Below are 12,392 nucleotides of genomic sequence, written 5' to 3' on the forward strand. Positions count from 1 at the left end.
AACGTTCTGTGGGCGATGATCCGAGACGGAGAGTGCTTTCACTCTTCACCCCCCGTCACGGGAGCAGCTTGACAACACGATTGGGAAGTTCCTTCCGTGGGGTTGCGGTGCGTCGATTCGAAACGATACGTTTCGTCTCGCGATCTCGCAAGAGAAATGGCGGCGTCCGGAGGGACGCCGCCGTTGGCTACAGCTGGTTGATCTCCGTGAGATCGATGTCGATGTCGAAGGGGACGGAGAGCTTCAGGGTGTCGCGGTATACGCCGGTCGAGGTGTAGACACGCGCCTCTTTGTCGAGCTCGAAGACATGGACGACGGGCTGAAGGTCCGTACCGGCCATCTCGACGCGCCAGAAGTGCGGGATGCCCGCAGTGGCGTACTTGTGCGGCTTGGTGTCACGGTCACGGGACACCGAGTCAGGAGAAACCACCTCGATCGCGAGCACCACATCTCTGACCTGGTAGTAGGTCTGCTGCATGCTCTGCACCGACAAAGCGCGCACTACAGAGACATCCGGCTCCGGTGCATTGTGCTCATTGATGACCACAGTCATCTCCCGCCGGACCCTGAGCTCAGGTGGCGCGGCGAGGCGCAGGCTATGTGTCAACAGGTCGATCACAACGCTGTGAAAGGCTCGCTGCGGACTCACGAAAACCAGGCTCCCGTCGATCAGCTCCGTGTGCGGCGGGAGGTCGGGCAGCGTCAGCAGGTCGTCCACGGTGTAACCGTCCTGCGGCGGCACCGGCCAGGGGTGCGCGGTCTCAGCGGTCATAAGTCCTCCCATGGACGGGATTCTGGGCCGTACAGCCAGCGTACCCACCACAAAAGACAGTGCCGCCGCCCAAACGGATGAGCGACGGCACTGGCGTTTGATCCCGGCGGGCCTCAGGGGAGGGCTACTCCCACTCGATGGTGCCCGGCGGCTTGCTGGTGATGTCGAGGACGACGCGGTTCACGTCGTCGACCTCGTTGGTGATGCGGGTCGAGATCTTCGACAGGACGTCGTACGGCAGGCGCGACCAGTCGGCCGTCATGGCGTCCTCGGAGGAGACCGGGCGCAGCACGATCGGGTGGCCGTAGGTGCGGCCGTCGCCCTGGACGCCGACGCTGCGGACGTCCGCGAGCAGGACGACCGGGCACTGCCAGATCTCGCGGTCGAGACCGGCGGCGGTCAGCTCCTCGCGGGCGATGGCGTCGGCCTCGCGCAGCAGGTCCAGGCGCTCCTTGGTGACCTCGCCGACGATGCGGATGCCGAGGCCCGGGCCCGGGAAGGGCTGGCGCTGGACGATCTCGTCCGGCAGGCCCAGCTCCGAACCGACCATGCGGACCTCGTCCTTGAAGAGCTGGCGCAGCGGCTCGACGAGCTCGAACTCCAGGTCCTCGGGGAGGCCGCCCACGTTGTGGTGGGACTTGATGTTGGCCGTGCCGGTGCCGCCACCGGACTCGACCACGTCGGGGTAGAGCGTGCCCTGGACGAGGAACGCGACGTCCTCGCCCTCGGCGCCGGCCTCGGCCACGATCTCGGCCTGGGCCTGCTCGAAGACGCGGATGAACTCCCGGCCGATGATCTTGCGCTTGGCCTCCGGCTCGGAGACCCCGGCGAGGGCGGTCAGGAAGCGCTCCTGCGCGTCGACGACCTTGAGCTGCACGCCGGTCGCGGCGACGAAGTCCTTCTCGACCTGCTCCGTCTCGCCCTTGCGCATGAGGCCGTGGTCGACGTAGACGCAGGTGAGCTGGTCGCCGATGGCCTTCTGGACGAGGGCGGCGGCGACGGCGGAGTCCACGCCGCCGGAGAGACCGCAGATCGCGCGCTTGGTGCCGACCTGGGCACGGATCGCGGCGACCTGCTCCTCGATGACGTTGCCGGTGGTCCAGCTGGGCTCGATCCCGGCGCCGCGGTAGAGGAAGTGCTCCAGCACCTGCTGGCCGTGCGTGGAGTGCATGACCTCGGGGTGGTACTGGACGCCGTAGAGCTTCTTCTCGTCGTTCTCGAAGCCGGCGACGGGCACGACGTCCGTGGACGCGGTGACCGTGAAGCCCTCGGGCGCGGCCGAGCAGGCGTCGCCGTGCGACATCCACACCGACTGCTCGACGGGGGTGCCCTCGAAGAGCGTCGAGCCCGGCTTGGTCACCGTCAGAGGCGTACGGCCGTACTCACGCGCGCCGGAGTTGTCGACCGTGCCGCCGAGGGTGGTGGCCATCAACTGGAAGCCGTAGCACATGCCGAAGACCGGGACGCCGGCCTCGAAGAGGCCGCGGGCGTCGTCGAGACGGGGGGCACCCTCCTCGTAGACGGACGACGGGCCGCCGGAGAGGATGATCGCCTTCGGGTTCCTGGCGAGCATCTCGGCCACCGGCATGGTGGACGGGACGATCTCGCTGTAGATCCGCGCCTCGCGGACTCGACGGGCGATGAGCTGGGCGTACTGCGCACCGAAGTCGACAACGAGCACCGGTTCCGCGGTGTTGTCGTGGGCGGCGGCGGGGGGTGCTGCTGACACGGGAGCGGCCTTCCGGCGGTCGGTGAGGGGGTCTCTATTTGTCGATTCTACCGGGGCGTGGGTGCTTGCTTTTGTCTCACCATCCGAATCCGCGTTGGCCCCGGAGCCTCGGCCGGGCCATACTGTGCGCCATGCGCAAGCACCTGACCTACGTCTTTACCTATGGCGACCGGCCCGTCCGGCTGCCATGGTCGTGCTGCTTGAGCCACTGACAAGCGACTTCGACAGGCGCCCCGGGCCGACAAGGCCCGGGGCGCCTGTCGTTTTCCCGGGTCTTGCCGCTCCGGGGGGCCACGCCCCTTTGGAGGAACACACATGAGCACTCGGACCGTCGCGGAGACCGGCGCCCGTACCGACGAGGCCGCGGGCGTCATCACCGACGAGCGCAAGCGGATCGACGATCTCGACGGCCGGATCATCGGTCTCGTGCAGGAACGGATGGCCGTCTCGGCGGTGATCCAGCGCGAACGTATCGCCTCCGGCGGCCGGCGCGTGAACCTGGCGCGCGAGATGGAGGTCCTCGGCCACTACAGCGACCAGCTGGGCAAGCCGGGCACGGCCCTCGCCATGACGCTGCTGGAGCTCTGCAGGGGGCGCGTCTGAGCCGGTGGCCCGCTCCCGCACCACCCCCTCGTCACCCGTACGGCGCGTGACCGCCCCCTGAAGCCCTTCGTTGGACCCGGTGCCGCCCCGGCCAGGAGCGGCACACCGAAATCCACGCGTGGCTTCCGTCCCTGTTCACCTGGGCGCCCGGCGACGACAGGGCGGATCCGCCGGAACGCGAGACGTGCGCGTGCGTGCGTCGTGGGACCGCGTTCCGGTGACGCGGCGACCGGTCAGCAGGGGACAGCAGCCCGGCCGCCACCCGGAGGACGGTCGGTTCCGGGGACGCCTGGAACCGACCGTATCCGGTCGAAACGGTTGCGCTCGGAGCGGCGCATCCCGCACGATGCCAGGAGAGCGCCGAAGCCCCGGCTCCGTACCGCCATTGGTTGAACCACCGCCGTCGGTGAGGCGCCCGCACGAGTCGCGCGGCGAGCGCGACGCACCACCCGGAAGCCAGCGGCGCTCCCCCCGGCGCCGCTCCGCGGCACCGACCCTGCCCTGACCCCTCGGTGCCGGCAGTCAAGGGCCCCGTGGCCGCCCGCACGCCCCCGCGGAGGCGGCCCGGGGCCCTTCGCCGTGCGCCTGGCTAAAGCAGCCGCAACTCCCCGAACGCGCCCTTCGGCACCGCCGGACGGCGCGGTGCCACCGCCCGCACGCGCTCGTACGCACCGCCCTGCGGCGGGCGCGCGTCCTGCTCGCCCTTGTTGGGCCAGAGGGACATCGCGCGCTCCGCCTGGGCCGTGATCGTCAGTGACGGGTTGACGCCGAGGTTCGCCGAGACCGCGGCGCCGTCGACGACGGAGATCCCCGGGTGGCCGTACAGCCGGTGGTACGGGTCGATGACACCCTGTGTGGCGTCCGCGCCGATCGGGCAGCCGCCCAGGAAGTGCGCGGTGAGCGGAGTGCCCATCAGCTCGCCGACGTTGCTGCCCGCGAAGCCGTTGATCTCCCGCGCGATCAGCGTCGCCGCCCGGGCCGCCTCGGGGATCTGCTTCGGGTTGGGCGCGCCGTGCCCCTGCCGCGCGGTGAGCAGCCCTTTGCCGATGCCCTTCCGCTTCCGGTACGTCGTCAGGGAGTTGTCGAGCGACTGCATGACGAGCCCGATGATCGTGCGCTCGGACCAGCGGTGGTTGGACAGCGAGCGCAGCAGCTGCACCGGGTGGCGTGCGCAGTGCGCCGCGAACGCCACGGCCCGTGGTGCGCGGGTGCCCACCGGCACCTGGAGGATCGACAGGGTGCCCATCGCGTTGGAGCCCTTGCCGTAACGGACAGGCTCGATATGCGTGTTGGCGTTCGGATGGATCGACGACGTGATCGCGACGCCCCGGGTGAAGTCGACCTCCGGCACGCCATGGGCCGCGCGGTAGCGGCGGTTGTCGGTCTGGGCGCCGACCAGCGCCTCGGAGTTCGTCCGGGTGAGCCGGCCGAGCCCGTCGGGGATACGGGGCAGCAGCCCCTTGTCCTTCATAGTGTGCAGCAGCGTCTGTGTGCCGTACGTGCCGGCCGCGATCACCACGTACCGCGCGCGCAGCACCCGGGGGCGGGCCTTGTGGCGCTTGTCGGTGGGGACGGTGAGGACGCGGTGGCCGCCCTCCCGGTGTTCCGTGACGGCGACGACCGTCGTCATCGGGTGAATGACCGCCCCGGCCCGTTCGGCGAGATGGAGGTAGTTCTCGTTGAGGGTGTTCTTCGCGCCGCGGCGGCAGCCGGTCATGCACTCACCGCATTCGACGCACGCCTTGCGCGCCGGACCGGCGCCCCCGAAGTACGGATCGGCGACCTCCTCGCCGGGCCGCGCCCTGGCCGCGCCGTCCGCGTCCTGGCCGTCCCCGAAGAACACGCCCACCGGTGCGCGGTGGAAGGTGTCCCCCACGCCCATCTTCTCGGCAGCCGCGCGCAGATGGACGTCCGAGGGCGTCATGGTCGGGTTGAGCCGTACGCCGAGCATGCGCCGCGCCTGCGCGTAGTACGGCTCCAGCTCCTTCTGCCAGTCGGTGATGCCGGCCCACTGCGGGTCGTCGAAGAACGCCTTCGGCGGGACGTACAGCGTGTTGGCGTAGTTGAGGGAGCCGCCGCCGACACCGGCGCCCGCCAGGACCATCACGTGGCCGAGCAGGTGGATGCGCTGGATGCCGTAGAGGCCGAGGGCGGGCGCCCACAGGTAGTTGCGCAGGTCCCAGGAGTTCCTGGGCAGGGTGTCGCGGGTGAAGCGGCGGCCCGCCTCCAGCACGCCCACCCGGTAGCCCTTCTCGGTCAGCCGGAGGGCGGAGACCGCTCCGCCGAAACCCGAACCGACGACGATCACGTCGTAGTCGTAGCCGCCTTCACTGTCCTTCTCGTCGGCAGACGCCGGCACCTGTACCTCCGTAAGAGCGTCCGGTCAGCGCAGGCGCAGGGCCTTCAGCGCGCGCAGGCTGCGGGTCATGAACTCCGCGTACTTCTCGTCCGTCATCCCGAAGGACGGTGCGAGCGGCATGAGCCGCTGCTGGGCGACGGTCTGGGACTCGGTGTACTTCAGGATGCCCTCGGAGCCGTGCCGGCGGCCCAGGCCGGAGTCGCCCATGCCCCCCATGGGTGACTGCGCGCTGCCGTAGGCCGCCGCGTACGCCTCGTTGACGTTGACGGTGCCGGCCCGCAGCCGTGCGGCGACCGCGCGGCCGCGCCGTCCGTCCTCCGTCCAGACGGACGCGTTCAGCCCGTAGGGAGTGGCGTTGGCCGTCGCGACGACCTCGTCCTCGTCACGGAAGCGATAGACGGAGACGACCGGCCCGAACGTCTCCTCCGCGCAGACCGCCATCGGTGCCTCGACGCCTTCGAGGACGGTCGGTTCGTAGAAGAGCGGGCCGATGTCCGGCCGGGGGCGGCCGCCGGTGAGGACGGTGGCGCCCTTGGCCACGGCTTCCTCGACGTGCCGGGTCACGGTCTCCAGTTGCCGGGCGGAGACCAGCGACCCCATGTCGGCGCCGTAGGCGAGGCCCGTGCCGAGCCGCATCGCGCGCGTACGGGCGACGAACCGCTCGACGAAGGCGTCGGCGACCGACTCGTGGACGTACAGCCGCTCGATGGAGATGCACAGCTGTCCCGCGGAGGAGAAGCAGCCGCGGACCGCGCCCGCCGCCGCCTTCTCGACGTCGGCGTCGCGCAGGACCAGCATGGCGTTCTTGCCGCCGAGTTCGAGCGAGCAGCCGATCAGCCGGGCCGCGGCGCCCTGCGCCACCTCGCGGCCTGTACGGGTGGAGCCGGTGAAGGAGACGTAGTCGGCGTGCGCCACGACGGCGGGTCCGACGACCGGCCCCTCCCCCAGCACGATCTGCCAGACCGCCGGGGGCAGCCCCGCCTCGATCAGCAGCTCCCGGGCCCACAGGGCGGTCAGCGCGGTCTCGGTGTCCGGCTTGGTGACCAGGGTGTTGCCCGCGACCAGGGCGGGCAGCGCGTCGCCGACGGACAGCTCAAGGGGGTAGTTCCACGGCGATATCTGGCCCACGACACCACGCGGCTGACGCAGTTCGGTGACCTTGGTGAGTGCCGGTACGACGCCGGCGTGCCGCTTGGGTCGCAGATACGCGGGAGCCTTGCGCCCGTAGTGCCGGGCGGCGACGGCCACCGCCTGCACCTCCTCGTGCGCGTGCAGCCGGGCCTTGCCGGTCTCCACCTGGATCAGGTCGAGCGCCTCCGCCTGGCGCGCCAGCACGAGGTCGTGGAAACGCAGCAGGACGGCGGCACGCTCCCGTACGGGCACGGCCGCCCACGCGCGCTGCGCCTCGCGGGCCCGCCCGAACGCGGCGGCCACGTCCTGTGGTCCGGCCTCCGGCAGGTCCGCCAGCTTCCGCCCGGTGAAGGGCGTATGGCTGACGGTCGTCCCGGATCCGGGGAGCCCCCGGGTGAGCCGGGCGACGAGCGCGGGTGTGACGACGTCCGCGGCGGTACGGGCTCCGGGCGGGGCGACCGGGTTCCCGCCCGGAGCCGGTATCGCTGCTTCCACTGCCGTTCCGTCTGCTGCTGCGCCGTGCCGCGAGTCGGTCATGAGGGCGAGCGTAGGCGGGCTCGCACACTTTGGGTACCCGGCAGTAACCACTTTCCGCCGGGCTCGCTCCCGTGACGGTCGTCATGGAAATCCCGGTGACCGTCGTGGACGACGTTCCCTGACGGCCGTCAGGGAACCGATACGGGCCGGACGCGTACGAAGGTGTCGAGCGCCGTCTGTGCGTAGCGGCGGCCCTCGTCGGCCTGGCCGTCGGGGGAGGCGACCCATACGTCGTACCGCTTGTCGCCCTCGTCCCAGCAGACGTCGTACATATGCCGGGTGCCCTTCGCGCCACCCGTGTCGCCGTCCCCTCCCCCGTCCCAGGTGAATTCCCACAGGGCGGCGAAGTCCTCTTTGTGCGTCGAGGGGTTGACCGTGGCGTCGCGGTAGCCGGGGTAGCGGTCGGGGGCCGCTTCGGCGGCGGTGCGCAGTGCGCCCATGGGGCCGTCCTCCTGCCGGTCCTGGATCGTGACGCCGATGACGAATTTCCCGCCGGGTGAGCGGTAGAGGACGCGTGGCGGCTCGAAGGAGCGGGTGAAGCCGTCCGGGACGGCGAGGGCGAACCCCGCGGGGTCCTGGACCGCGTGATAGCCGTCCGGGGCGTCGACGGCGGCGGTGGCGGGCGGTGCGGAGGGCGAGTGGGGTGAGTGCGACAGCGGGCCGCTCGCCACATGGCTCGGTTTGTCGTCGGCTCCTCCGGTGTGCGAGCCCGTCAGCAGGGTGGCGAGCCCGGCGCCCATCCCGGCCAGGGTCATCACGGCGACACCGGTCATCAGGGCGAGCCGGGCGCGGCCCTGGGCGGCGCGCTCGAAGGGCGGTGGCGGGGGCAGCGGGGAGATGGTGGCGGACCGCGGGGCGAGCGGCCCGGTGTCGCGCCCGCGCCTTCGCGCGCGCGGCGCGCCCCGGCGGGACCGCCGGGGCGCCCGGGGGCCGGGCCGGGGCCCAGCCGGAGGCATGCGGCCCGAGGCGAGGTAGGACAGCAGCAGCCACTCCGCCTCGTCCACGCCCATCCGGCGCTCGGGGTCGCGCTCCAGCAGTCCCCGGACGACCGGCAGCAGCGGTTCGGCCGCGGCAGGTGGCCGGATCTCGTCCTGGACGACGGCTTGCAGGATGCCGCCCAACGAGTCGCGGCGGAAGGGCGATTCACCGCTGAGCACCACGCACAGCAGCACCCCCAGGGACCACAGGTCGGACGCCGGTCCTGTGCTACGGCCCGCGATCCGCTCCGGCGCGGTGTATTCAGGCGAGCCGACGAACGCGCCGGACTCGGTGATCGTCGTGGCTCCGGAGACCCGCGCGATGCCGAAGTCCGTCAGCACGACGCGCCCCGTACCGGCCTCCAGCAGGACGTTCGGCGGCTTGATGTCACGGTGCAGGACGCCCCGGGCGTGCGCGGCCCGCAGCGCGCCCAGCAGCGCGGCCCCGATGCGGGCCGCTTCGCGCGCCCCTGCGGGCCCGTCCGTCGTCAGGACCTCGGACAGCGCCCGCCCCTCGATCAGCTCCATCACGATCCAGGGGCGCCCTTCCTGGATCACTATGTCGTGGAGGGCGACCACGTTCGGATGGTTGATCAGCGCGGCGGCGCGCGCCTCTCTGAGCGTGCGGTCGACGCTGGACGTCGGGAGGGTGGTGGCTCCGGAGAGCGAACGGTCGTCGTCCATGTGCAGCTCTTTGACCGCGACTTCGCGGGCGAGCAGCTCATCGGTGGCACGCCAGACGGTGCCCATGCCGCCGCGCCCGATCTTCTCCCTCAGGCGGTAGCGGCCCACGATCAGACCATCGTGCGCGGCGAAGGTCCCCATGAACACATCTTGCCCCTCCTCCCCCCACCTCACCGCGCCTGTACCGGCCGGTTGTGCGCGTACGGGGGACACGCCCCGGGGCGGCGCCGCCGGTGGCCGCTCCGCGGGCGCTCCCGGCCGACGGGACGGCCGTCGGCGGGGCGGGAAGGATCACGGAAATGTTCGGGTAATATTGCTCCCGCAACGCCGACCCGGCAGCCCCACGAGGGCCACCGGAATCGACGGGCACTCGTAGCTCAACGGATAGAGCACTTGACTACGGATCAAGAGGTTGCAGGTTCGAATCCTGCCGAGTGCACAGCCGGCGCCCCGGACGATGATTTCGTCCGGGGCGTTTTGTCTTGCCCCGAGCCCGGCCCCGGGCGCTGTTCACTCGTTCGTGGCAGGTCACCGCGGTCCGGCGACCGCGGCCGCCGCGGGTTGGGATGCTCCCTGCCACACATCGAACGTGGGGGGGCACCATGTCGGAACAGCCGGCCGCCGGGGCGAGTGGCGGCAAGTGGAAGAAAGGCTGCGGTGGCTGCGCCGTCGCGGGCGCCGCGTTCACGGTCGTCCTCGTGATCATCGGAGTCGCGTCCTCGGGCAGCGGGAAGAGCTCGGCCCCGGCGGCGTCAGGGCACAGCCCTTCCGCGGCCCCGGCCGACCCACCCCCGGCGAAGCCGCGGACGGTGCTCACCGAGTCGGGCAACGGCGTCAAGTCGACCGCGAAGTTCACGGTCCCCGGCGACTGGGACCTGCGCTACTCGTTCGACTGCTCGTCGTTCGGCAGCGCGGGGAACTTCGCGGTCACGGAGGGCGGGGCGCTGGGCGAGGTGCTGGTGAACGAGCTGGCGGCGAGCGGCAGCGACGTGACGCACCGCCATGACGGCGGGACCAAGTACCTGGAGATCAACTCCGAGTGCTCCTGGAAGGTGGAGGCCGTCGCGCTCCCCCAGTGACTCCCCCGCGCCCTCACTTGCGCGCGGCCACCGACTGCGCCATTCCCGGCAGGAAGTCCGTGAAGAGCTCGTGGACTTCGTGGACCAGGGGGCGCAGGACGCGGAAGCGGGCCAGGGTGACGCCGCGGGTGGTCAGGCGGGCGCCGCGGTCGGCCAGGCGGCGGCTGCGGGCGCGGCCGGGTGAGCGGTCGAAGATCCAGTAGAGGACGAGCCCCATCTGGGACAGCCACATCAGCTCGGGCAGCACGTCGGCGAGCTCGGCCGGGATCTTCGCCTTGGAGCCCGCCAGCACCTCGCGGTGCACGTCGATGGCCGCCTCGCGCGCGTGCTCGGACTCGGACGAGAAGGGGCTGAGGGGGCTCTCCGGGTCGGCGGCGTTCTTGAAGAACTGCGCCGCGAACTCGTGGTACGGGGCGGCGATGTCCAGCCACACCTGGAGGACACCGGCGAGCCGCGCCTCCAGGTCGGTCTCCCGGTCGAGCACCTCCCGGACGGCCACCTGGTGCTCGGCGGCGATCCGGTCGTAGAAGCCCTGGATCAGGTGCTCCTTGCCGGCGAAGTAGTAGTACGCGTTGCCGACGGAGACCCCGGCCTCCTTGGCGATGGCCCGCATCGTGGTCTTGTCGTAGCCCCGCTCCTGGAAGAGCCGCATCGCGGTCTCCAGGATCAGAGCGCGGGTCTGCTCGCTCTTGGCCGGTCGGGGCTCGTTGTCTGCTGGCACGCTCAGAGCCTAATCGGGCGTGGCACAACCGGTGTCACAGGCCGCGGGGGCCTCGGGGACGGTGGGAGGGGCGTAGGTCCACCCGGCCGCCGGGGTGTACACCCAGCCGGCCCGCCCGTCGTACGCGCCGCCGCCGGCCGCCCCGGAGCGCGGCTGCCACTGCGCCCCGCGGTACTTGGCGGCGGCCAGCACCGCGCCGCGCGCCAGGCGCATCCCGGAAGGCGTGCTGAACCGGTGCGAGAGCGGGCGGTACTCGGCGAGCGCCCACAGGCACACCACCCAGGCGGCGGCCCCGCGGTAGACCTGCCCGCCGTCCCCGACAACGGTGATCTCCTCGAAGGCCGCGGCATGGTCGAGGTAGGGAAAGCGGTTCCGGGCCTCCGGGGAGCCGACCGGCACCAGGTCGAGCGGCACGAGCTGCCGCTGCCGGACAAGCCAGTCGCGCAGGAAGGAACAGAGCGGGCACCGGGCGTCGTACAGCACGGTGAGCCGGCGGACCGGGGCACGCTCGGCGCCCCGGTCCGCGGTGCTGACAGTGGTGTCCACGGACTCAGGCCCCACCGGTCGGCGCGGCCCACGGTCCGGCCGGGCCGGTGTACGCCTGCGGCGGGACCGGCGGGACCTGCTCCCGGTCCATCATTCCGCGCCGCCGGAACTTGTTCAGCGCGTAGACATTGCCCAGGTGCATGACGCCGAGCACGAGCAGCACGACACCGAGTTTCTTCGACAGGGCCTCGAACACGCCACGGGCGTCGGCGATCGTGCTGTCGTCCTGGAGGTAGAGGGCGATGAAGCCCAGGTTCACCAGATAGAAGCCGACCACCAGCAGGTGGTTCACGGCGTCCGCGAGCTTCTCGTTCCCGTGCAGCACATCGGCGAGAAAGACCCGGCCGTTCCGGCTGAGCGTGCGCGCGACCCAGACCGTGAGACCCAGGCTGATCACCAGGTAGATGACATACGCGACGACGGTGAGATCCACGTCCCCAACCCCTTCTTGAACGTGTTCAAAACTCTCTTGCCGGTGACTGTAGACCTGTTTTTGAACGCGTTCAAGTGAAGTGTTGGGAGGGGCTGCCGGGAACCCAAGGGACCCGTCCGGCGCGGACCGAGTACACGGGCCGCCGCTGGGTACTGTTCGTCAATGTGCCCATAGGCCTCGCCTTGCCGGCCGCGGCCCTGGCGCGCGTCCCGGCCACCGCCTCCGGGCGGGGCGGACCGCGCCGCCGCGGCCTGGCCACCGCCGACCTCATGTGGGGGTTCACGAGCGGCCGCCCAGCCGCTCCCACCCCAGGGAAGGACCCGTCATGGCCAACGAGTTGAACCACATCATCGTCCACGTCAAGGACCGCCGGCAGACCGCCGCGTTCATCGCCGAGCTGATGGACACCGAAGCACCCGTCGACTGGGGCCCGTTCACCCAGATCACCAGCTCCAACGGCGTCGGCATCGACTTCGCGGACGACCATGTGGCGCCGGATGCGATCAACTTCAGCCATCTCGCCTACCTCGTGACGGACGACGAGTTCGACGCCATCTTCGGCCGCATCGAGAAGAAGGGTCTGCGCTACTGGGCGGACCCGGCGATGAAGCGGGAGGGGCAGATCAACCACGAGTACGGCGGGCGCGGGGTCTACATCAAGGACCCGGGCGGCACGTGCGCGGTCGAGTTCATCACCAAGCCGTACGGCCAGACGCCGTCCCCGAACGTCGAACGGCCCGAGCCGGCTTGACGCTCTAGGGCCGGCGATGTCGGGCGGAGCTTGTCGGTCGGCTGCGGGCCGGTGGGGGCTGGTCGCGCCC

At 71.1% G+C, this 12,392-nt stretch carries 11 protein-coding genes and 1 tRNA gene; 4 read left to right on the top strand and 8 right to left on the bottom strand.

What is annotated here, in order from left to right; translation table 11 throughout:
- Positions 1-187: 187 nt before the first annotated feature.
- On the bottom strand, positions 188-772 hold the full coding sequence (locus ACFY1P_RS31690; protein WP_361529884.1) for a Uma2 family endonuclease: 585 nt from the start codon (positions 770-772) through the stop codon (positions 188-190).
- Positions 773-896: 124 nt separating this feature from the next.
- A complete protein-coding gene (gene guaA / locus ACFY1P_RS31695; protein WP_390752572.1) occupies positions 897-2,501 on the bottom strand; it encodes a glutamine-hydrolyzing GMP synthase in 1,605 nt (534 codons plus the stop codon).
- Between the two features lie 315 nt (positions 2,502-2,816).
- Here guaA and ACFY1P_RS31700 point away from each other — a divergent pair, with 315 nt between their 5' ends.
- Positions 2,817-3,104 carry a chorismate mutase gene (locus tag ACFY1P_RS31700; RefSeq protein ID WP_361529878.1) on the top strand — a complete coding sequence of 96 codons (288 nt, stop codon included), beginning with the start codon at positions 2,817-2,819 and terminating at the stop codon, positions 3,102-3,104.
- Positions 3,105-3,693: 589 nt separating this feature from the next.
- Here the strand turns inward: ACFY1P_RS31700 and ACFY1P_RS31705 are convergent.
- The 3 genes from ACFY1P_RS31705 to ACFY1P_RS31715 form a co-directional block, all read right to left on the bottom strand.
- Positions 3,694-5,463, bottom strand: a complete 1,770-nt coding sequence (locus tag ACFY1P_RS31705) for an FAD-dependent oxidoreductase (RefSeq protein WP_390752573.1) — start codon at positions 5,461-5,463, stop codon at positions 3,694-3,696.
- A 24-nt stretch (positions 5,464-5,487) separates the two neighbouring features.
- On the bottom strand, positions 5,488-7,131 hold the full coding sequence (locus ACFY1P_RS31710; RefSeq protein WP_390752574.1) for a succinic semialdehyde dehydrogenase: 1,644 nt from the start codon (positions 7,129-7,131) through the stop codon (positions 5,488-5,490).
- Between the two features lie 128 nt (positions 7,132-7,259).
- On the bottom strand, positions 7,260-8,933 hold the full coding sequence (locus tag ACFY1P_RS31715) for a serine/threonine-protein kinase (RefSeq protein ID WP_390752575.1): 1,674 nt from the start codon (positions 8,931-8,933) through the stop codon (positions 7,260-7,262).
- Between the two features lie 225 nt (positions 8,934-9,158).
- Between ACFY1P_RS31715 and ACFY1P_RS31720 the strand changes: the two genes are divergently transcribed.
- Together ACFY1P_RS31720 and ACFY1P_RS31725 are read left to right on the top strand one after the other, a co-directional pair.
- A tRNA-Arg gene (locus ACFY1P_RS31720) sits at positions 9,159-9,231 on the top strand.
- Between the two features lie 163 nt (positions 9,232-9,394).
- On the top strand, positions 9,395-9,871 hold the full coding sequence (locus ACFY1P_RS31725; protein WP_361533150.1) for a hypothetical protein: 477 nt from the start codon (positions 9,395-9,397) through the stop codon (positions 9,869-9,871).
- 13 nt (positions 9,872-9,884) lie between these two features.
- Here the strand turns inward: ACFY1P_RS31725 and ACFY1P_RS31730 are convergent, their stop codons facing one another.
- Genes ACFY1P_RS31730 through ACFY1P_RS31740 form a run of 3 tightly spaced genes read right to left on the bottom strand, consistent with a single transcriptional unit; the run spans position 9,885 to position 11,571 of the window.
- Positions 9,885-10,592 carry a TetR family transcriptional regulator gene (locus tag ACFY1P_RS31730; RefSeq protein ID WP_361533147.1) on the bottom strand — a complete coding sequence of 236 codons (708 nt, stop codon included), beginning with the start codon at positions 10,590-10,592 and terminating at the stop codon, positions 9,885-9,887.
- Positions 10,593-10,601: 9 nt separating this feature from the next.
- Positions 10,602-11,138, bottom strand: coding sequence for a thiol-disulfide oxidoreductase DCC family protein (locus tag ACFY1P_RS31735; RefSeq protein WP_390752576.1), 537 nt, complete (start codon positions 11,136-11,138; stop codon positions 10,602-10,604).
- Positions 11,139-11,142: 4 nt separating this feature from the next.
- A complete protein-coding gene (locus tag ACFY1P_RS31740; RefSeq protein WP_390752577.1) occupies positions 11,143-11,571 on the bottom strand; it encodes a hypothetical protein in 429 nt (142 codons plus the stop codon).
- Between the two features lie 325 nt (positions 11,572-11,896).
- Here ACFY1P_RS31740 and ACFY1P_RS31745 point away from each other — a divergent pair, with 325 nt between their 5' ends.
- A complete protein-coding gene (locus ACFY1P_RS31745) occupies positions 11,897-12,322 on the top strand; it encodes a VOC family protein (RefSeq protein ID WP_361533139.1) in 426 nt (141 codons plus the stop codon).
- The last annotated feature ends 70 nt before the right edge of the window (positions 12,323-12,392 follow it).

The organism is Streptomyces sp. NPDC001407 (genome assembly GCF_042895325.1).
GTDB lineage: Bacteria > Actinomycetota > Actinomycetes > Streptomycetales > Streptomycetaceae > Streptomyces.